Raw genomic sequence first — 18,394 nt, 5'->3', positions numbered from 1 at the left:
TGACGGGTGACGGGTGACGGGTTCGGAAAACCGAATATTTGGACTCGTCAATCGACACTCAAGGAAGCCCTATTTTGTTGGCCTTCTTTCACAAGCGCACTTGTTTGTTTCATGGTTGGCAACCTCCTCGGTTTTCAGGACCCTCTTCACCTTCAGCCCAGTGGATTGGGCGCGGCGAAATGGCAGGCCACTTCGGACCCGCCGTTCTTACGGGCCAGGTCCGGACGCGTGGTCCGACAAATATTCTGTGCGATCGGGCAGCGAGGATGGAAGCTACAACCCGACGGCACCTTGACCGGGCTTGGCACATCACCGCCCAGCACGATCCGTTTGCGCCGCCGCGTCGGCGAGGCCTCGGGCACCGCGGAGAGCAGCGCTTGCGTGTAGGGATGCTGCGGCGCGGTGTAGATCTGATCCTTGCTGCCGATCTCGACGATCCGGCCCAGATACATCACCGCCACCCGGTCGGCGATGTGACGCACCACAGCCAGATCATGAGCGATGAAGAGCATTGCAAAGCCGCTGTCTTCCTGCAGATCCTGCAGTAGATTGATGATCTGCGCCTGTACGGAGACATCAAGCGCGGAGACGGGCTCATCCGCGATGATCACCCGCGGCGAGACCGAGATTGCCCGGGCGATGCAGATGCGCTGACGCTGCCCCCCCGAAAAGTGCCGGGGCTTGCGGTCCATAACCGCGGTGGGCAGGCCGACCTGTGTCAACAGCTCCGCCACCCGCTCGCGGCGGGCGCGGGCCGTAGCTTCGGTTCCGAACGATTCCATTGGCTCCGAAATGATGCGGGCGATCGTACGGCGTGGCGACAGCGACCCGAAAGGATCCTGGAATACCATCTGCGCATGGCGGCGAAACTGCCGCATCTCGCCCCCCGAAAGAGACGAGACATCGGTTCCGTCGATGCTCACCTCACCCTCGGTGGGCTCAATCAGCCGCAGCAACAGACGGCCCAGCGTGGACTTGCCGCAACCGGATTCGCCCACCACTGCCAGCGTCTCACCGGCATTCATGCTGAGGCTTACGCCGTCGACCGCCCGCACGCCTTTGCTGCGTCCGGCCGAGGCGAGGCCGCTGCGGCCCGGGAATGTCTTGCCAAGGCCCTCGGCCCTCAGGACTGTGGTGTTCATGACGTGCCTTCCATGGCCTTGAGTTGTTTCGCCGGCGCGCTAGCCAAATCCTCGGTCGCCCAGCAGGCGGCCTGATGGCCATCGCCGCGGGTCGTGAGCGCCGGCATCTGCCGTTCGCAAACCGCCATGCGCATTTCGCAACGGGGTGCGAAGGGACAGCCAGCCTTGATGGTTCCAGGCGGCGGCACCGATCCGGGTATCTGGTAGAGCCGCTTCTCCTGCCCATCGAGCGAGGGCACCGCGCGCAGCAGACCCTGCGTATAGGGGTGCTGCGGATCGGAGAACAGCGTCTCGACGCCGGCATTCTCGACCACATGGCCCGAATACATGACGACCACACGGTCACAAACCTCGGCCACCACGCCGAGATCATGCGAGATCAGCAGCACCGCCGTCCCGGTTTCCTCGCGCACGTCACGCAGAAGGTCGAGCACCTGTGCCTGGATCGTGACATCAAGCGCGGTGGTGGGCTCGTCGGCAATGAGCAGACGCGGATTGCAGGCGATGGCGATGGCGATCATCACGCGCTGCCGCATGCCGCCGGAAAACTGGTGCGGATAAGCGCCCAGTCGCGCCTCCGGGTCGGGAATGCCCACGAGGCGCAGGATTTCGAGCACACGGGCCCGGCGCTCGGCCTTGCTCTTGTTCTGGTGAAGCATGATCGCCTCGGATATCTGCGCCTCGATCGTCATCACCGGATTGAGCGAACTCATCGGTTCCTGGAAGATCATCGAAATATCGCGCCCGCGCACGTCCGGCATCGCCTTGTCAGGCAGGCTCAGAAGGTCACGTCCGTCGAGCATTATGCGCCCTGAGGCGATCCGTGCGGCGGCGGGTAACAGCCGCATCGTCGCAAGCGAGGTCAACGACTTGCCGGAGCCGGATTCGCCCACGAGCCCGACCGCCTCGCCCTGCCCCACCGTCAGGTCGACTCCGTGCAGGATGCGGATCGGGTTGGTTTTCGGTCCGAACTCGACCGAGAGATCCGAGATATCGAGAAGCGGATCAGTCATGCTTTCACCTCCGGATCCAGCGCGTCGCGAACGGCATCGCCCACCACGGAGATGGCCAGCACAACCACGGTGATTGCCATGCCCCCGGCAAGGATCGGCCAGGAGGTGGCGAACATGTTGCCCAGCCCTTCGCGAATGATATTTCCCCAGGAGGGTTGAGGGGGCTGGGTCCCGATGCCGAGAAAGCTCAGCGTTGCCTCGAGCCGGATGGCCGAGGCCATCCACAAGGTCATCAACACCACGATCGGGGCCGAGATGTTGGGCACCACATGGCGCAGGATGATCACCGGCGTGCGCACGCCCGAGGCCACCGCAGCCTCGATATATGGTTCCTGCCGCACCGCCATGGTCGAGGCCCGGGCCACCCGGGCAAAGCCCGGCGTAAAGGCGATGGCCAGCACCGCGACCACGTTCCAGAACCCGCCGCCGAGGGCCGCGGCCACGACGATGGCCAGCAGCAGTTCGGGAAAAGCCATGAACATGTCGATCACGCGGCTGATGACGCGGTCGGCGATACCGCCGTAAAAGCCGGCAATGACGCCGAGGCCGCCGCCTACGACGGCGGCAATGACCGGCGACACGAAGCCGAAAATCAGTGAATTGCGCGACCCGTAGATCAGCCGGGACAGCACATCGCGCCCGAACTGGTCCGTGCCGAGCAGGTGCTTGGCAGAGGGTTGCGCGTTCACGGCAAGGAAGCTCTGCTGCATGGGGTCGTACGGTGCGATCCAGGGGGCCAGAACAGCCACTGCAACGAAGAGGAGGACGACGGCCAGCGCAATGATCGCGCCGGGCCGGCCTGCGAAGATATCCTGCAGCGTTTCCCGGAAACCGGGCGCGTCGCCGAGCGGTATCGTTTCGGTCGTGGAGGTCATTACTGTACTCGCAGACGAGGATCGATAAGGACGTAAACCAGCTCCATCAGCAGGTTCACGATGACGACGAAGGCGGCGAACATGATCACTCCGGCCTGCACGACCGGGTAATCGCGCTCGGTGATCGCGGTGATCAGCAGTCGGCCGAGACCGGGGCGGTTGAACACCATCTCCACCGCGACCGCCCCCGACAGCGTTGACAGCAGCGACAGTCCAAGCCCTGTGGACAACGGCAGCAACGCATTGCGCAGGGCGTGACGGTAGATCACCCGCCGTTCGCGGGCGCCCTTGCTGCGGGCGGTGCGCACGAAATCGCGTCCGAGCATCTCGAGCAGCGATGTCCGTGTAAGCCGGCCGATAAAGGCGATTTTGATCAGGGCGAGAGTTACCGCCGGCAGGATCAGATGATGCAGCCGGTCAAGAAAGCCCTCCCCCGCTCCGCTGATCGGAAACCAGCCCAACCCCAGCGAAAACACGATAAGCAGCAGCGCCCCGAGATAGAAGTCGGGGATCGCATAGCCCAGCAGCGAGAACAGCCGGAAGCCGTTATCGGGGGCCCGGTTTCGGTTCACCGCCGCCATGACACCGGCCGGCACGCCCAAGAGAACGCCGATCAGCACTGCCGCCGCCGTCAGTTCGAGCGTGTAGCCCAGATTGGTGAGGATCAGTTCGGACACCTGGTGCCCCGAAGCCAGCGAGGTGCCAAGGTCCAGCGTCAGCATGTCGGTGACGAAGGTCCAATACTGCACCGGAAGCGGATCATTGAGCCCGAACCGTTCGCGGAAGGCAGCAAGCGCCTCGGGCTGTGCCATGTCGCCCAGGATCGCAACCGCCGGATCGCCCGGCAGGATGCGCAGGGCGAGGAAGACCAGGGTCAGGACCAGAAAAACGGTGGGCACCGCGTCGAGGACGCGCAGCATGAAATAGCGGGCCATGCAAGGACCTCCTTACGGATGCTCAGTTGCGCACGGCGCGCGCCAACGGCCACCGGGCGTAGCCGCTGCTGACCTCGTAACCGAGGCTTATGGCCGGGTCCCGAATGACTGCGTAGCCGAGATTGACCACGTTGCTGACAGGCATGTCATCCTGCGCCTTCAGCTCGACCTTGCGGCCGATGGCTACATACTCATCGTAATCGGCTGTCTGCGACATGGCAGCGAGCAAATCGTCAACGCCCGGGGTCACGACACCGTAATGGCTGAAATTGTAGCCCCCCGACCCATCAGACTTCACCTCGGAGGAACTCGCGAGATAGCGGCTGAGATAGTCGAGCGGCACCGGCGGCAGGCTCTGCGAATTGAGCGCCAGCGTATTGCCGTCGGTCCGGTTGGCCTGGTGATAGGCCGCGTGGTCCATAATGTTGAGCTGCATGTCGATGCCGGCGGGCCGCATGAGTTCCTGCAGCACCAGCATGATCGATCGATAGTCCTCGCGCTGGCTGATATTGGCCTCGAAACGGATGCCGTTCGGATGTCCCGCATCGGCCAGCATCTGTCGCGCCAGATCGGGATTATACTCGTAACGCAGATCCTCCGGCAGTTCGTCCACGGACCAGCCGGTCGGGTAATGCGCAGGGGAGATCGTCGCCACCGGTTGTCCCAGCGGCGTCAGGGCCTGGGCAAGCTGGTTCTTGTCGATGGCCGTCATCACCGCCTTGCGCACCATCACGTCCTGGAAGAGCGGGAAGTGCATGTTGAAACTCAGGGTGTTGAACGACCCCGGATCGGTGGCGTCGACCACAAGGTCGCTGCGCTGCTGCATGATCTGCGGGATCCAGCCGGGCGCGCGCACCGCCTCGATCATGTCCACCTCGCCCGACATCAGCGACAGAGTGCGCGATGTGGTGTCGGCCACGTAGAGGATCTCGACCCGCGCGGTTCTTGCCGGCGTATCCCAGTAATCATCGAAGCGCGACAGGAAGACCCCCTTTTGCACGTCGACCCTGTCGACCTCGTAGGCGCCGGTGCCCACCGGCTCGCGTGCAAAGGTCTCGGCTCCCTTTTCCTCGAATGCCTTTTTCGAGATGATCGGCGAGGTTGGCTGCGATATGGAGGTGGCGAGAAACAGCGGATCCGGCCCCTTCAGGTGGAAGGTAACCTCGTGGGTGCCGCTGGCCTCGACCCGGTCGATATTCTTGTAGGCGAAGGTCGCCACGCCCGCCGTCGCGGCGCGCTCCATCGAGAACACCACGTCCTCGGCGGTCATCTCACCATAGCCCTTATGGAACTGCACACCCTTGCGCAGACGAAAAGTCCAGGTCTTCGAGTCCTCCGAAACATCATAGGATTCTGCCAGCTTCGGCTCATAGTCGTCCTGCGACGTGCTGAACCTGCCGGCAGGTGAATCGACCAGCATGTCGTAGATCTGCACGGCAACCCAGTAATCCGCACCCAACGTCATCTGCGACGGATCGAGCGTGCGGCTTGCCGTGGCGGCCACCGCGAAACGGATCGGCCTGTCGCTGCCCTGCGCCCGGATAATGCCCGGCGCGCCGATGACGGCAAGGGCGCTGCCCGCAGACATGCGCAGTATCGATCTTCTGGAAAATTTCATGGTTTTCTCCTCCCTGATTGTCGGGGTGTGGTCCTTGACCAATCCCCGTGACTTATGACGGCCCCGCCTCCAATCGGGCTCCGCCTGTCGGTCGCCGTCAGCCTGAATTGACACCTCTTCGTTTTGGGCAACCTTTCACGAAACGGTCTCTCGACCGCAGAATGTGTTCGGACATCGCAGCATGCGCTGCGCTGGAATCCCTGGCCTGGATCGCGGCGAGGATCCCTTCGTGTTCGAGATTGGCATGATCCGTCGCCGTCGCCTGAAAGCTGCTGCGGAACAGATGAACGTGGATGTGCAGCCGCGTCAGCGTCTCATGAATCACGTCGTTGCCGCTGCCGCGCGCGATAAGATCGTGAAACCGGCCATCGAGCTCTGCAAACTCGGCATAGCTTTGCAGATCCTCGGCAGTTCCTGTCCGCATCTCGACATCGAGTTCCACGAGCCGCTCGACATCGTCGGGGGACATGTTCTGCGCCGCCTCGGCAGCGACATGCGGCTCGAGCAGCAGGCGCAAGTCATAGAGCTGACGCAACCGCTTCTCGTCGAGCTGCGGCGCAGCGCTGTAGCCGACGAGATGTGTCTTCACCACCAGCCCCTGCACTTCGAGCCGTGAGAGCGCTTCGCGCAGGGGGGTCTGGGAAACCCCCAGGTCGCGCGCCAGCGCATCGACGGAAATCCGCGCACCCGGCGCGATCTCGAGCTTCATGATCATCCCGTAAAGCGCTTCATACACCTCGTCGCTCAGCCCCTGCCGTCGACGCAGACGTCCCGTGGCGGTTTGTTTCTGCACTGTCCTCGAAGTCTTCATCGACGTTTTCCAAATGCTGCACTTGACGAGCCGTTGATAGCACTCTACCAAATCAATTGCAATCCAATATCGTATATGATCGGATATAGGAAATGATTATTGACCTGGAAACATTGAGAAAAACCTCTGTTTCTGCGCTCTTGAATCTGACTGGACCAGATCATGCAGCGCAACAGATCGACCTGCTCCTCGACGCCGACCTGAGAGGAATCTCGTCGCACGGCGTGCTGCGCCTGCCCCGAATCGCGCAACGGATTCGCAATGGCGTGACCGACCCGTCGCAAACCGGATGCCACAACTGGCGCGGCGAGGGTTTTCTGCAGGTCGACGGCAAACGGGGGCTTGGCCCCGTGGTCGCAAATGCCGCCATTGCCGCACTCGAAGACCGGGTGCGCCGCACCGGCGTCGCCATGGCGGCAATCGCCAATTCCAACCACATCGGCATGCTGGGCTATTACTGCGAGGCCGCCGCAAAAAAGGGACTGACCATGATCGCACTGTCCACCAGTGAAGCACTGGTGCATCCCTGGGGCGGGCGACGGGCGATGATCGGCACCAATCCCGTTGCCATCGGTCTGCCGGTGGGCGGCGGAGACATCTTCATGATGGACACTGCCACCGGTCTGGTTTCCATGGGGGAGATCCACGATCACGCCAACCGCAGCGTTCCGATCCCCGAGGGCTGGGCGCTGGATGGCGAAGGCCGCCCCACGACCGATGCCGAGGCGGCGAAATCCGGCGCCATCGCACCGTTTGGCGGCCCCAAGGGCTATGCGTTCGGTCTTGCCTTCGAACTTCTGGTCAGCAGTCTTGCCGGCGCCGCCATCGGTCGCGCCGTAACCGGCACGCTCGACGACGACACGATCTGCAACAAGGGCGATGTCTTCATCCTTGCCGACGGGCCGGTCGCCGACATGCGTCCATATCTCGACGCGATCCGCTCCGAGACGCCGGCGGAAGGCTTCGACCGGGTCCTGATACCCGGCGAGCGCGGTCGCGCCAGTCGGAAAATCCGCGCAGCCGCCGGGATCGACCTGCCCGAAACGCTCTGGAAAGACATCAGAAACCTGGCCGGCTGAGGCCGGCCGACAATTTTCAACGGGAGGACTTCTGAAATGCTGTCGAATCTCAACTTCGGGCTGACGCGGGCGCCAGCCTGCATCATCTTCGGTCCGGGCCAACGCGATGCCGCAGCGCTCCACGCGGCCCGGCTCGGGCGCCGGGCGCTGCTGGTCACCGATGCACGATTATCGGCGAATCCGGACTTTGCCGCTCTGCGCGATGCCCTGGCTGGCGCCGGTCTGGAAACGGCCACCTTCGACGGGGTGGAGGCGGAACTGCCGGTGGCCTGCATCGAGGCCGGCGCCCGTGCGGGCCGCGATCACGAAGCCGACATGGTGCTGGCCATCGGCGGCGGCAGTTGCCTCGACGCGGCCAAGGTCATCGCCCTGCTGCTGAGCCATGGCGGCCGACCGCAGGATTACTACGGCGAGAACAAGGTCCCCGGCCCGGTGCTGCCGCTGATCGCGCTGCCGACTACCGCCGGCACCGGGTCCGAAGTGACGCCGGTCGCGGTCCTGGCCGATCCCGAACGCGCAATGAAGATCGGCATTGCCAGCCCATACCTGATCCCAACAATATCAATCTGTGACCCGGAACTGACGTTGAGCTGCCCTCCGGGCCTCACGGCGGTCTCGGGCGCGGACGCGCTGACCCACGCCATCGAGGCCTTCACCACCCTGCGTCGCGATGCCAATCCGGACCTTTCGACCGATCACGTTTTCACCGGTAAAAATGCCATGTCCGACCTCTTCGCGCTGGAAGCCATCCGGCTGATTGCCGGAAGCCTCGAACAGGCGGTGCGCGCGGGCAACGATCTGGAAGCCCGCGCCGCCATGTCCCGCGGCGCCCTTCTGGCCGGGCTTGCTTTCGGCGTCGCCGGCACTGCCGCCGCCCACGCCATCCAGTACCCCGTAGGGGCCCTGACCCACACGCCGCACGGCGCGGGGGTGGCGACACTCATGCCCTATGTCATGGCCTGGAACCACGCTTACTGCGAAGCGGAACTCGCGCAGATCGGCTCGGCCATGGGCCTTGATGCCACAGGCGACACGCACGCCGACGCGCTGGCCGCCATCCGTGAGGTGGCCCGGCTGTTCAAGGCGATCGCCATACCCGAAACGCTGGAGGAACTGGGGCTGGCCGACAGCCTGCTCGATCAGGTGGCGCGCGATTCCCTCGGCGCGGAACGATTGGTCAAGAACAACCCCCGCCCGCTCGATCTGGACGGCATGTCGCGCATCGTGGCGGCGGCGCAGACCGGAAACCTCGACAACCTGCTTGCCCAGAACGAAATCTCGAACCAGAAGGTGGCCATGCCATGACCATGTCACAGACCTTTCCGTCCATCCTCGGCTTCGACCCCGCCGACATTCCGACCGATCTGTGGATCGGCGGCCGCTGGATCAAGGGCCGGGGCGGCGACCCCATCGCGGTGACCGACCCATCCACCGGACAGGAAATCTCGAGAGTCCAGAACGCCTCGGTCGAGGATGCGCTGGACGCGGTGACCGCCGCGCAGGACGCCCTGCCCGGCTGGTCCGCCACCCCGCCCCGCAAGCGCAGCGAAATCCTGCGCCGCTGCTATGAACTGATGACCGAGCGGGCCGCCATGTTGGCCAGCCTTATCAGCCTCGAGAACGGCAAGTCGCTTGGAGATGCGAAGGGAGAGGTCGCTTATGCGGCGGAATTTTTCCGCTGGTTTGCGGAAGAAGCGGTGCGCCTCAACGGCGAACTCTATAACGCGCCATCGGGCGCCAACCGCATTCTCGTGGGGCACAAGCCCATGGGCGTCTCGGTATTGGTAACGCCGTGGAATTTCCCCGCCGCCATGGCCACGCGCAAGATCGCACCGGCCCTCGCCGCCGGCTGCACCTGCGTGCTGAAACCCGCCACCGAGACCCCCCTGACCGCCTATGCGCTGGCCGAAATCTACGCCGAGGCCGGGGTGCCCGACGGCGTGGTCAACGTGCTGACAACAGGCCGTTCGGGCACCGCCGTCAGCGCCATGCTGCACGATCCGCGCGTCCGCAAGCTGAGCTTCACCGGCTCGACGGAGGTGGGGCGGGTGCTGTTGCGCGAAGCCTCGGACTGTGTGGTGTCGTGCTCCATGGAGCTTGGCGGCAACGCGCCCTTCCTGGTCTTCGAGGACGCCGATCTGGATGCAGCCATCGACGGCGCCATGGTCGCCAAGATGCGCAATGGCGGCGAGGCCTGCACCGCGGCCAACCGTTTCCTCGTGCACAGTGACATCGCCGATGCGTTTGCCGAAGGGCTGGCCAAACGCATGGACGCGCTGAAGATCGACGTCGGTTATGATGCGACCACCGGCTGCGGTCCGCTCATCAACCGCGACGCCATGGACCGCATTGGCGGACTTGTCGAGGACGCAGTCGCGAGGGGCGCGCATTGCCTTGCCGGCGGCAAGCCGCTGGACCGGCCCGGCTTCTACTTCCCGCCCACCGTGCTGGCCAACGTACCCGATGGGGCCGAGATCACCAGCGCCGAAATCTTCGGCCCCGTTGCCGCCATCTCGACTTTCCGCACCGAGGAGGAGGCCATCGCCCGTGCCAACAGCACGGAATACGGCCTGATCTCCTATGTCTACACGCGCGATCTGGCACGCGGCCTGCGTGTCTCCGAAGCGATGGACAGTGGCATGGTCGGGCTCAACCGCGGTGTGGTGTCGGACCCGGCCGCGCCCTTCGGCGGCAGCAAGCAAAGCGGTCTCGGCCGTGAAGGATCGCATCACGGAATCCTGGAATTCTGCGAGGTACAGTATATCGCAGCCGAGTGGTAGGACGACGCAACACGGACAATATCGGCGACCGGGACCGGTCGCGGCACGGCATAGCGCAGGAGGAGGCGACGCCATGAAAATCAGCAAGGTTGAGGCATTTCAGGTGGAAATGGGCGATGGCACGGGATGGATGCCCCGCAGTGCCTTTGTGAAAATTACAGCCGAGGACGGCACCGTCGGCTGGGGTGAGGCATCACCCATGATGGGCGGGCGCCCGGCGCTCGACATCATGGCCCGCCACATCGCTCCGGCGCTCGTCGGGCAGCAGGTGTTCGAGCGCAACGTGCTGTTGGGCACCCTGTTCCACCGTCTGGTGAAGCTCGGCCCGGAAGGGATCGCAACATCGGCGCTGGCCGCCTGCGACATCGCGCTCTGGGATCTGGCGGGCAAGCTTCTGGGCCAACCTGTCTATGCACTCCTGGGCGGTGCCTGGCGCACGGAATTCCCGCTTTATGCTTCCATCGGCGGCAATGCGGCACGCAGCGTCGACGAGGTTGTCCGCGAGGTCGCCCGCCGGGTCGAGGCCGAATCTCCGGCCGCGGTAAAGATCCGCTGGGACGGCGACCGCACCCGGCTCGACGTCGACATAAAGGGCGATATCGCCAAGGCCCGAGCGGTGCGCGAGCTTCTCGGCCCCGACGCGGTGATCGGATTCGATGCGAACAACGGCTACTCCGTGGGCGGCGCCATGCGTGTGGGCCGGGCGCTCGAAGAGCTGGGATATGCCTGGTTCGAGGAGCCTGTGCAACATTACCACGTCGCCGCCATGGGCGAAGTGGCGCAGCGTCTGTCGATCACCGTGTCTGCCGGGGAACAGACCTATACGCTGCAGGCCCTTAAAGATCTGATCGGCGCCGGCGTGCGAATGGTCCAGCCCGACATCGTCAAGATGGGCGGCATCACCGGCCTGACAGAGTGCGGCGCCCTGGCCTTTGCCCACGGCGTCGAACTGGTGCCGCATCAGACGCAGCCGGCGGTCGGGCATTTTGCCAACCTGCACGTACTGGCCGCACAGATGAACATGACCCGACCCGTGGAACTAGCCGACATGTGGGAACGCGGGCGCCCAGTATTTCGCAACTCCGCCAGCCCCGTAAACGGCAAACTCGTGCTCGACGACACGCCCGGCCTCGGGATCGAGGTCGACGCGACGGCTTTCGAAGACCGCGCTACTCTGATCGCTCCATGAACCCTCGCCCCTGGACACGCCCAGCGCCTGTCCGGGGCCGTCCCCGGCGCCTCTGCGGTTTCTGGCGATAGCGCCCTGGATGCAGGCCATGCGGCGCGGTTCGAAAACGCGCAGAAAAGGGAGATTGCACCGGAGCGTCTGGAGCACATCGAGATCACAAAATCGGCTGCCGGACAGACGTCAATCCTGTTCGAGGATCTGCGGGCGCGGCGCATTGTTCAGATGCGGAGTGATCTGCGTTTCGATCTCACGCCGCAGGTGGCGGCGGCAATTGGCGGCCAGATTCGAGGGAATATCGGCGAATCTGCCCGGCCGCGTGACGAGGTTGATGCGTCGAACCGGCCCAGGTGGCGGAAGTGTAAACACGTCGATAGTAGCAGGATCGAACAGCGAATCGAGCAGCATGAACGGCGAGACAATGGCAAAGCCCTGACGCTCCTTGAGCGAAACCAGAACTGATGTCGACTGATCGGTCTCAATGCTGCGGCTTGCCGTGATCCCACGTTTCAAGAGATAGTCATCGGCAAGTTTGCGCATTGGCCGGCGGGCATTGGCAAACCGAATCATCGGCAGCCGGCTGGCAAGGTCTTCGAGGTCGACATTGTTTCTGTTCTGGACAGATCCCTTGGGTGCCAACAGCACCAGTGGTTCATCGACCAACGGATAGACATCATACTCGGCAGGGTCGAACGTGTAGGCCGTGATCATGACGTCAACGGTTCCGTTGTGCAGTTCCTCGATATGATTGTAGTTGACCGAAGCGCGGATCTGGATTTGTTCCACCAACGGTTCCAGTGTCTGGACCAGGGTGCTCATCAGGTTCTTTCCGAGCGTGTCGAGAATGCCGACCGAGATCACCGGATAGCTGATATTGGCGAATGTATGCATGGCGCGTTCGCATTCGCGCAACTCATCGATGACGCGGCGGGCATGAAAACGCAGGCTGCGCCCCGCAGGCGTCAACTGGAGATGCCGGCCATGCCGTTCAAGCAACGAAAGCGACAGCATGTTTTCCAGCCTGGCGATCTGCTGGGAGATTGCGCCTTGCGACAGGCCAAGGCGTTTGGCGGCCGCCGTCATGCTGCCGCTATCGCAGACGGCCAGATAGGTTTCCAGGAGACGGGAATCGAGATTGCCCGTGGGATCCGACATAGCGTCATGTGCCTTTCGATGCGCATATTGAGCACTGCCATCAAAGCGCGTTTTGCTGCGTTGCACAATCACCTGTCGGTGAAACCGGGCCACCGGCCGTCGCTCGCAAGGCCGGTGGCGACGTTTGTCAGCCGAAATTCTCGATGATCCAGCCTGCATGGGCAAAGAGGCCGGCATCCTCGTTCACCTTGCCGATCAACTGCAATCCGAGAGGCATGCCTTCATCCTCAAGCAGAGGCAGGGAAAGGGCGGGAACGCCGAGGACCGAAGCAGGAATATTGAAACCGGGATCGCCGGTGCTGTCCAGGCCCTTCGGCGCCGCGCCGGTTGCAGCCAGTGTGACGACGGCGTCGGCATTTTCGATCATGGCCGCATAGCGTTCGCGCAGGGCGCTTCGGGTTTCAAGCGCCGCCTTGTAATCATCAAGCGTCAGTGATTTGTTGCGTTCGATACGTTCAAGAGCGAGAGGATGCAGTTTGCCGGAATCAATCCTGGCGTAGCCGTTGAGGGGCCAGCGTCCTTCCCAACCGAGTATCACCTCGGAGAGCTTGGCGATGTCCTTGATCGCCGCATCCATGGCAGCGATACGATCGTTTTCCTTGCCCGTAATGATTTCGCAGCCTTCGGCCTTGAGCTTTGCACAGGCCGCCTCGAATGCGGCTCTGGCACCGGGCGTGGCGCGCTCCCAGCCATCCGTCTCCAGGAACAGCAGCGTTTTCGGCTGGTGCGCTGCCGGAATCTCTGTCGGCCCGGTGACACCGCTATAGCCGGGATCGCCGCCGGTGCGTTCCACAAGTGCTTTCGCTGTTGCCCAGATGTCTTCAAGCGCCGCTCCGATCAACCCTGTGCAACTATGGCTCAGGTAGTCATAAGAGCCGCCGCGGTTGAAGCCGCCAATGCTCGGCTTGTAGCCGATAACGCCGCAATAGCTCGAAGGTCTCAGCGTCGAACCAACCACCTGGGTTCCAAGCGCCAGCGGAACAAAACCGGCACCGACGGCGGCGCAGGAGCCCGAACTCGATCCACCCGGCGTGCGCGTTGGATCGTGGGGATTGGTCGTGTCGGCAAATTGCGGGCGCGAGGCAAACTCGGTCGTCGTCGTCTTGCCGAGGATGAGCGCTCCGGCGTCACGAAGCGCCTGAACCGAAGCGCAGTCGCGGCGGGTCTCGAAGCCTTCCCAGAGCGGAGACCCCTGACCTGTCGGCATGTCCGCCGTTTCGAGAATATCCTTGATGCCGAAGGGCATGCCGTCAATCGGCGAGAGCGGCGTACCGGCCTTCCAGCGGGCCTGCGATGCCGCCGCCTCCTTGCGGGCACGTTCGATCGCCATCGCCTTGAAGGCCTTTACAGCCGGTTCACGCGCCTCGATCGTCGCGAGGTACTCTTCCAGTACGGCGACGGGCGAACTGCTACCGGCCCTGAAGGCTTCCGCCTTCGAGATATATGACGCGACCTCTTTCATGTCTTCTTCCTTTGCTTCAGTTCAGGCCCGCTTGCGGGCATAGGATGTTTCTTCGATGGGTTTGCGGATGACCGGTTCGTTGATCGGCGATGCGCTGCGACCGATCATGAGAAGTGCAATTCCTGCCACGGTCATCAGAAGGCTGTTGGCGACAATCCCTCCGTGCGGTCCGATACCTCCGGCATCGGCAAGTGTTCCGACCACGATAGGACCTGTGACAAAGCCGGCATCGCCCCAGGTTCGCAACAGGCCCATCGCCGGCCCGTAGCTTTGCGACGGTGCGATATCGGCAGCATAGGAGACGATGGAAGGGGCGTTGATTCCGCCGCCGATACCAAGGATCACCATGCCCGCCCAAAGCCAGGCGGGACTCGGACCAAACCCCACCATCAGCAGGCTTGCCGCAATGATGAGCGCGGAAATAATGGTCAGCGGGCGCGCGCCAAACCTGTCAACCATGCTGCCCGTGATCGGCAAAACCAGGAAATTCGAAAGCGACTGAACCGTCAGCAGAAGGCCAATCATTCCGATATTCATGTCGTATCGCGTGGCGGCGATCAGTGGAACAAGCGTCCACTGCGATGCGGTTCGGGTAAAGAATATACCAAAACTGACAAGGCCGATAAAAAAGAAAGTCCGGTCCATGAAAAGCTTGCGGTTTACGCCGGCCTTGCGTTGCCGTTCGCCGGGCTGGCCGGCATTTTCCATCGCGACATCTTTGGGTTCGACCAGAAAAAAGGCAAGAATTGCAGCGCCGGTACAGACAACGGCATAGGCCCAGAAAGGAGCCGAGAGGCCGAAATGACCGGCCAGCATGCCGCCCACCATCGGGCCGATACCCGTGCCGATGAGAATGGCGCTCTGGTAGAGCGCCATGGTGCGTCCGCGTTCTTCGGGAGCCGCGATCTGGGCCATCATGGCCTGCGCAATGGTCATGTAGATGCCGGAGCCGATCCCCTGAACGAAACGGCTCACCACCAGCATTGTCAGCGTTTGGGCCAGTGCCGCGCCGATAGCGCCAATCACGAGAATGATCGTACCGGCAATCAGCAATGCACGCTTGCCGCACCATTGCGACATGAGACCGGCCGGCAGATTGATGATCAGCCGTCCAACGCCGAAGAGGGTAATGATCATGCCGGCGAGGGTGGCAGAGGCCGAGAAGGTATTGGCGTAAACCGAAAGGATCGGTGCGACAAGGCCAACGCCCGACATGACGAAGACACTCATTGCGCAAACGATAATGAGCTGCGGATTCCTGGCAAAGGGATCAAAGTAACGGGAAAGCAGTCGCATGCAGTCAGGCCTTGAAAACGGATGTTGCTGCGCGCCGGGGCGAGGCGAAAGAACAATGGGACATGGTAATGATACTGACTTGAGGCCGGACGGGTTGCGGCGGGCAATGGTATCTGGTTGCCGGAAGGCCGGCGACCGTTTGAAGGCTTTCCCGGCGGTTATTCCGCCGGGGTCAGGTTCGGCGCCTTGACGGCTGCGCCCTTCGGCAGATCGAACTGCCCCTTCTCGATCGTGTCGAAGAAGGCGAGAACCTCGGCCGTTTTGACGACATCGGCATATTTTGCGTTCATGTCGCACAGGTTGATGGCATGGCTGGCCTGGCTGCGGTCGAAGCAACCTTCCTCGGCAAGGGCAACACGATAGTTCAGGCTGAAGGCGTCGAGGACGGTTGCGCGCACACAACCGGATGTCGTCGTGCCGGTAACGATGACACTGTCGCATCCCAGAAGCGTCAGATAGGAAGCGAGATTGGTGCCGAAGAAGCCGGAGGGCTTCTGCTTGTAAACGACTATATCCTGGGGCGCCGGGGCGATCTCAGAAACGATTTCGTTACCGTCGAGATTGGTTTCGACGGGCTTTTTCGTGTCTTCCGCCGAGCGGCCGTTCTTCCACGACCAGGAGCCGCTATCCCAGTTGTCGTCGCGTCTCACACCGGTGGTATAGATCACCGGAATGCCACGGTCGTGCGCTTTCCCGATCAGGGATTTGAGATAGGGCATGGCTTCCCAGGCATCTTCGCCGCACGAATTGCGCCATTTCCTGATTGCCTTGAGGATCGGCTCAGGCGCCTCGCTGCAGAAGGCCCAGTTGACGTCGACCACAAGCAGGGCCGGCCGTTTTCCGAAGCCGCCGCGTGCACCATATCCGGAGGCGGCAAAGACGTCCTTGTCGCGTTCCGTCAGGAACCTGTCCCAGATTTTCTCACTCATATGCCTGTCTTTCTCAAAGGTGGTTTCGGTTTTCGGGCGCGCGCAGAACAGCTCCGGTGCCTGAGGAAGGCCGGCTGAAACACTCTGAATGTCCTGAAATCGGTCTGTGACCGGGGCGGTATGCCCCGCGCGCGCTAGTGATCAGTTCTGGAGATCTTCCCAGAAGCTCAGATCGATGATGTCTTCATAGGGCACGTCCTGCTTGAGGATATCCGCTCCCATGACCACGGCCTTGCCGGTCTCCCAGGCTTGTGGCGCGATGTCGCCGTCGGCACTCCACAGGTCATCGGCAAAGGCGCGGTCCAGCGTGGACTTCAGCGCTTCGGGGTCCATGGTCGGAAATTCGATTGCCGCGATTTCGGCCGCCTGTTCCGGATTATCGTGGGTAAAGGCCAGCCCACGTGAGATCGCCCGAACGAAACGTTCCACCAGTTCGGGATCGTTTTCGATCGATTCCTGACGGATGTTGAGGGTTGAATAGGTGTATGGGCCGAGCTCCCTGGGTACATTGTAGAAAGGTTCTTTCCAAAGACCTTCTTCGATACCGGCCGTCAGCATCGGTTCCGTCAGGACGCCGATATCGGCCTGCTTTGTCTTGAGGGCAGCCATGATGCCGGCTGTCGCGAGTTCGCGCATGACCACGTCCGATTGCGGGTCGAGTTCATTCGTTGCCAGAATGTAGCGGGTAATCGAGTTGGGCGTGCCGCCATAGGCGCCGGTGGCAATGGTCTTGCCCTTCAGGTAATCGCTCATGCTTTCTCCCTCGGCCGGGTCCGGCACATCGGCACGGGCGACCAGATAGACATTGCCGCGATTGACGACATTGACAACGGCGCGAAGCTCGGCGCCCTTGGCTTTGGCGAAGGCGTTGTGTTCCGGGCCGCCGATGAAGGCGAAGGCCTGTTTGGTGAGCACTGCATTGGTATGTGCGCCACCGCCTTCCGATGTCATGATCGTCGGCTCGATGTCTTCCTCGGCAAAGTAACCATTGTGGACCGCAACATACATCGGCAGATAGCCGATGCTGTGGACAGGCTCGGCAATCACCATTTCCTCTGCAACGGCAGCTCCGGACAGAGCGGATGTCACCAGTGCGACAGCCGCGAATGTGGTTTTGAGAAGCTTCTTCATGTTTGTCTCCGGTTTCGGGAGTTGTTGTGGGTATTCTGCCACGCCGGCATGCCTTCTGTCGGACACGCTTCACCGGCGGGCTTGTTCAGGCGTTTTCCTGCCGTCGGCAGACGGCGCCTAGTGCACCACGCCCTTTCTCAGCCAGCTCTCAAGCCAGGACACGGCGATGTACATGACGATCGAGAGCGCGGAGAGAACGGCGACCGCGACCCATACGAGCGCGATTTCATAGGTCTGGCCGGCGTAAAGGATCGTGCGACCGAGACCGTATTGGGAGGAGATGAATTCGCCAACGATGGAGCCGGTCAGCGCCAGGCCGATATTGACCCTGAGCACCGAGATGATCCACGGAAGGCAGGACGGGACGACGAATTTGGTAAAGACCTGCCAACGGCTGGCGCCGAGCGAATAAAACAACCGTTCGGAATCCCGATCGAGCGTCTTGACCCCGGAATAGGTGGTCAGTGTCGATACGACGACAGTGAGCGCGATGGCGATCGCGACCTTGGAAGCAAGGCCCATGCCGAAAATCAACACCACCAACGGTGCCAGCGCCAGTTTTGGCAGCGATTCAAAGCAGATGATGTAGGGTTGGGCGATGGCGGCATAATTCTTCGACCACCAGAAGGACAGGCCAATGGCAGATCCAATCAACGTCCCGAAGAAAAAGCCGAGCAGGGTCGAGCGGAAGGTGAAGCTGATGTCGATGAAGGCTGTGCCGCTGGTGAAGAAGGTCTTTGCCGTGGCCCAGATGGCCGAGGGCTGCGACCAGAAGAAGGCATCGACAAAGCCGGTGCGCGCGCCGACCTCCCATAAAGCGATCAGGACGATTACAATACCGACCTGAGCGAGAGCGATGGCCCAGCTTGGCCAAACCCTTGCAACCGGAAGCTTGCGATAGCCGCGTCTGGGCGTGGCGCCGGGCTGAAGTTTCGAAATGGTTTGTGTGATGGCTTGTATCATTCTCGTGGGCCTTTCTGTG

General features: G+C 62.4%; 16 protein-coding genes. 4 read left to right on the top strand and 12 right to left on the bottom strand.

Features of this window, described 5'->3' with window-relative positions:
• Nucleotides 1-152: 152 nt before the first annotated feature.
• From ACHZCU_RS09530 to ACHZCU_RS09505, 6 genes are all read right to left on the bottom strand, one after another.
• Nucleotides 153-1,142 (bottom strand): dipeptide ABC transporter ATP-binding protein, encoded by a 990-nt coding sequence (locus tag ACHZCU_RS09530; RefSeq protein ID WP_319518594.1) that lies wholly within the window; start codon nt 1,140-1,142, stop codon nt 153-155.
• On the bottom strand, nt 1,139-2,155 hold the full coding sequence (locus ACHZCU_RS09525; RefSeq protein WP_319518593.1) for an ABC transporter ATP-binding protein: 1,017 nt from the start codon (nt 2,153-2,155) through the stop codon (nt 1,139-1,141). Before ACHZCU_RS09525 ends, ACHZCU_RS09530 begins: the two co-directional genes overlap by 4 nt.
• Nucleotides 2,152-3,030, bottom strand: a complete 879-nt coding sequence (locus tag ACHZCU_RS09520) for an ABC transporter permease (protein ID WP_106311591.1) — start codon at nt 3,028-3,030, stop codon at nt 2,152-2,154. Before ACHZCU_RS09520 ends, ACHZCU_RS09525 begins: the two co-directional genes overlap by 4 nt.
• Nucleotides 3,030-3,965: an ABC transporter permease gene (locus ACHZCU_RS09515; RefSeq protein ID WP_319518592.1), complete on the bottom strand. Its 936-nt coding sequence runs from the start codon at nt 3,963-3,965 to the stop codon at nt 3,030-3,032. Before ACHZCU_RS09515 ends, ACHZCU_RS09520 begins: the two co-directional genes overlap by 1 nt.
• 22 nt (nt 3,966-3,987) lie before the next feature.
• Nucleotides 3,988-5,583, bottom strand: a complete 1,596-nt coding sequence (locus ACHZCU_RS09510; protein ID WP_319518591.1) for an ABC transporter substrate-binding protein — start codon at nt 5,581-5,583, stop codon at nt 3,988-3,990.
• Between the two features lie 97 nt (nt 5,584-5,680).
• Nucleotides 5,681-6,394, bottom strand: a complete 714-nt coding sequence (locus tag ACHZCU_RS09505) for a GntR family transcriptional regulator (protein WP_319518590.1) — start codon at nt 6,392-6,394, stop codon at nt 5,681-5,683.
• A 92-nt stretch (nt 6,395-6,486) separates the two neighbouring features.
• Between ACHZCU_RS09505 and ACHZCU_RS09500 the strand changes: the two genes are divergently transcribed.
• From ACHZCU_RS09500 to ACHZCU_RS09485, 4 genes are all read left to right on the top strand, one after another.
• Nucleotides 6,487-7,473, top strand: a complete 987-nt coding sequence (locus ACHZCU_RS09500) for an Ldh family oxidoreductase (protein ID WP_319518589.1) — start codon at nt 6,487-6,489, stop codon at nt 7,471-7,473.
• 36 nt (nt 7,474-7,509) lie between these two features.
• On the top strand, nt 7,510-8,778 hold the full coding sequence (locus ACHZCU_RS09495; protein ID WP_319518588.1) for an iron-containing alcohol dehydrogenase: 1,269 nt from the start codon (nt 7,510-7,512) through the stop codon (nt 8,776-8,778).
• Between the two features lie 2 nt (nt 8,779-8,780).
• Nucleotides 8,781-10,253: an NAD-dependent succinate-semialdehyde dehydrogenase gene (locus ACHZCU_RS09490; RefSeq protein WP_319519772.1), complete on the top strand. Its 1,473-nt coding sequence runs from the start codon at nt 8,781-8,783 to the stop codon at nt 10,251-10,253.
• A gap of 73 nt (nt 10,254-10,326) precedes the next feature.
• Nucleotides 10,327-11,442 (top strand): mandelate racemase/muconate lactonizing enzyme family protein, encoded by a 1,116-nt coding sequence (locus ACHZCU_RS09485; protein WP_319518587.1) that lies wholly within the window; start codon nt 10,327-10,329, stop codon nt 11,440-11,442.
• A gap of 180 nt (nt 11,443-11,622) precedes the next feature.
• On the opposite strand, the gene ACHZCU_RS09480 is transcribed toward ACHZCU_RS09485, so the two are convergent.
• From ACHZCU_RS09480 to ACHZCU_RS09455, 6 genes are all read right to left on the bottom strand, one after another.
• A complete protein-coding gene (locus ACHZCU_RS09480) occupies nt 11,623-12,594 on the bottom strand; it encodes a LysR family transcriptional regulator (protein ID WP_319518586.1) in 972 nt (323 codons plus the stop codon).
• Between the two features lie 127 nt (nt 12,595-12,721).
• On the bottom strand, nt 12,722-14,056 hold the full coding sequence (locus tag ACHZCU_RS09475; protein ID WP_319518585.1) for an amidase: 1,335 nt from the start codon (nt 14,054-14,056) through the stop codon (nt 12,722-12,724).
• Between the two features lie 21 nt (nt 14,057-14,077).
• A complete protein-coding gene (locus ACHZCU_RS09470) occupies nt 14,078-15,352 on the bottom strand; it encodes an MFS transporter (protein ID WP_319518584.1) in 1,275 nt (424 codons plus the stop codon).
• A 158-nt stretch (nt 15,353-15,510) separates the two neighbouring features.
• Nucleotides 15,511-16,281 (bottom strand): isochorismatase family protein, encoded by a 771-nt coding sequence (locus tag ACHZCU_RS09465; protein WP_319518583.1) that lies wholly within the window; start codon nt 16,279-16,281, stop codon nt 15,511-15,513.
• Between the two features lie 141 nt (nt 16,282-16,422).
• Nucleotides 16,423-17,412, bottom strand: a complete 990-nt coding sequence (locus ACHZCU_RS09460) for an ABC transporter substrate-binding protein (RefSeq protein ID WP_319518582.1) — start codon at nt 17,410-17,412, stop codon at nt 16,423-16,425.
• Nucleotides 17,413-17,529: 117 nt separating this feature from the next.
• Nucleotides 17,530-18,375 carry an ABC transporter permease gene (locus ACHZCU_RS09455; RefSeq protein ID WP_106311550.1) on the bottom strand — a complete coding sequence of 282 codons (846 nt, stop codon included), beginning with the start codon at nt 18,373-18,375 and terminating at the stop codon, nt 17,530-17,532.
• Nucleotides 18,376-18,394 lie beyond the last annotated feature (19 nt).

It is taken from the genome of uncultured Martelella sp., from assembly GCF_963677965.2.
In the GTDB taxonomy this organism is placed as follows: Bacteria; Pseudomonadota; Alphaproteobacteria; order Rhizobiales; family Rhizobiaceae; genus Martelella; species Martelella mangrovi.
This window is presented reverse-complemented; position numbering and strand designations above follow the sequence as displayed.